The 2,693-nt window shown below is 26.0% G+C and carries 2 protein-coding genes; both read right to left on the reverse strand.

Annotated features, from left to right (window positions below; genetic code table 11):
- Positions 1–123: 123 nt before the first annotated feature.
- Positions 124–885 carry a hypothetical protein gene (locus AJN69_RS00885; protein ID WP_088306429.1) on the reverse strand — a complete coding sequence of 254 codons (762 nt, stop codon included), beginning with the start codon at positions 883–885 and terminating at the stop codon, positions 124–126.
- An 8-nt stretch (positions 886–893) separates the two neighbouring features.
- Positions 894–2,693, reverse strand: a 1,800-nt coding sequence (locus AJN69_RS00890; protein WP_261659481.1) for a hypothetical protein, incomplete at its 5' end; no start/stop codon positions are given.

The following is a 2,693-nucleotide window of genomic DNA, read 5'->3' on the forward strand; positions in this document are numbered from 1 at the left end:
ATAAAATCAATCTGTTTAACTTCTTTATTGTTGATTGTTAAATTTTTAATAGTTTGAATTAACTCTGTTTTAGAACTTATAAACATAAAAGATTCCTTATATAAAGCATTATTATATCATTTTTTATTTGCTAATATTTTTTGTCTCTCTATTAATCTCTCCTATCCACCTAAGCACATTGCCCTTATCATCAATCTCAACTTCTAAATCTTTGTATTTGTTGTAAAATTTAGGAGCTAAGATTTCTTGGAAGTATTTTGTGCCTTTTGGGGTTGTTGCTATCCAGATATTGTATTGTGACCAATATTGTGGTGTATCCCAAGAAGTGGGAGAAAACATTGTGCTACATCCATCTACAATAATATCATCATTCAAATTTCTTTCAAATCTTTCTTTATAAAAAAAATTATCTCTAAAATATATCCAAGCTTGATATTTATCTTCTTTATAATAAGATAAGTTTGAGGGATAATCTATTTTATTTCTATCTTCATCACAATAAGATCCAAAATCTATATAACCTGCTAGAAAAAGTTGCCCCAAGATATTAATATATTCACTTATATAGGTAGGTTTGGGTGTATTTAAAGAAGGAGTGTTGTTAAGACTATCAATATTATAAAATTGAATGATATTTGCATCTATTTCATGTCTTGCAAAAAATTCATCATCAATAAGTTTTAACAATAAATATTCAAATGCTAAGAGAATATCTGTTTTTGTTGTGTATCTTAAATATTCTAAAAGTAAATCCATTTCAGAAAAATATGGTTTATTATTTAATACTTTACTTAAATTTTCATAACTTTTATATCCTATATCATCTTTTTCTTTATAAGAAAAAATAGGATTACCCATTGCATATATTACTTTTATTCTTTTCACTTTTATTCCTATGGTTTAATATGAATAGTTTTATTGAGCTTTGGATTTTTGCCATAAATATTTATTGTTTCTCCCCCACTTCCAGAACCTGTTCTGTATATAATATCAATTCCATCATTCAATTTATATCTTATAAATTTTTCTTGCGTAATTTGTCCTGTTTTATGATTTTTTATAGGAATATATTTTTCTTCTAACTTTGTGGCATTTTTTATTAATTTTTGCCACAGTTCATCTAATTCTTTTTTATTTTTCAAAAGGCGAATATTCCCACTGCTATCTTTTTGTAGTTTTTCAATAATTTTCACTACTTCTTGTCGCGTTAAACCACTATTAAGTCTACTTGTAATTTTAAACATTGAATATAAACCTCTTAAAGCCGGAACAAATGTATAACTCACATCTTCCAAAGGTTTATCATTGAGTTCTAATTGACTAGGAAATACTATCTCAATAAACTCCCCACTGCCATCTTGTGTTTGTATTCTTATAACATTATCAGGGATGATTTCTTGAGCATTGTTTTCACTAGAACTTATATTATTGCTTTTTGTAGTGTTTGTGTATTTTGTGCCATTATTTATATTTACATCTTTATTTTTTGCTTTTATTTTGTTTTCACTAACCCCATTTACCACCACAAATTTACAAACATAAAACTCTTGTTTTCTATCTTCATCTTCTAAGATTTCATCTAGTCCTTGTGCGATTTGAAGTTTTAAATTTTGCATTTTTGCAGGAGCTAAAAAACTAAAATGATATTCGTTTAATTCTTTATTATCTTCTAAAGCATTTTTGATGATTTTATCATACTCATGTAGCTGTGTAAAATACCCTACTCCTAAATCTTTATTTTCAAATTCCTTATAAGCACTTTTATAAACTTTAGCAATGTTTTTTGGGATAATAAAATAAAGTTTGATTAAATTAGTATCAAAGCTAAGATTTAATTCTTTAAATTCATAATCTTTACTAAAGTCTTGTTTGAATTGATTAAGAATATTTATATCCTCTATATCTTTTAAATCTTTTAAATCTATATTAAATTCATTTAAAGCCTTATCTTGTTCTTTTTTTTCATTATTGATTAAAAGATTATAGATAGGTAAATTATCTTTTTGAAATCTATCACTTTTATAATGAAGTCTTATTATAGGCTCTTTTAACTCTATTTGATTTTTACTTTGTTCTCCTAAGCCCTCTTTAGGATCAAAGCTGTGATCAAATTTAAACTTAGTAGGAGTAAAGCTTACTTTTAAAGCAAAGCCTTTATCTGTTTTACAAGCTGAGATGAGTTCTTGTAAGATTGCAAATTCATTATTGACTTTCTTTTGAGATAAGGATCCTTTTACATTAACAACTTTAGTACAAGGAACACTTACACCTGCTATAGTATTAGGACAAGCTACTATACTAGAGTTTAATAAATCACTTTCTAGCATTATAGGCACACCATCATCTTTAAAAGTTTTTCCTTTGTTTGATTTAAGTATGACTTTACCTCCATGGATACATTCTAGGTTTTGATTTTCTAAAAGAGCATGAAGTTTAGCTATAGCTTGTTTTTTATCTACTTGTGTGGTTTTTTGTTCTTTTAAAGTGTTTGAAATTAAGTCTTTATACTCTAAGCTTTGTTTGCTTAAACATTCTAATTTAATATTTAAAGAATTTTCTATAATAGAATAATTAAGCAAACAAAGTTCATCATTTTTATAAAAGATACTAAGTCTTCCTAAACCACTGCTTTCATCTTTAGGAGAAAAATAATAACTAGGTGTATCTTGTTTTATAGTATTATCTTGATCTAA

The organism is Campylobacter sp. BCW_4338 (genome assembly GCF_001763255.1).
In the GTDB taxonomy this organism is placed as follows: domain Bacteria; phylum Campylobacterota; class Campylobacteria; order Campylobacterales; family Campylobacteraceae; genus Campylobacter_D; species Campylobacter_D jejuni.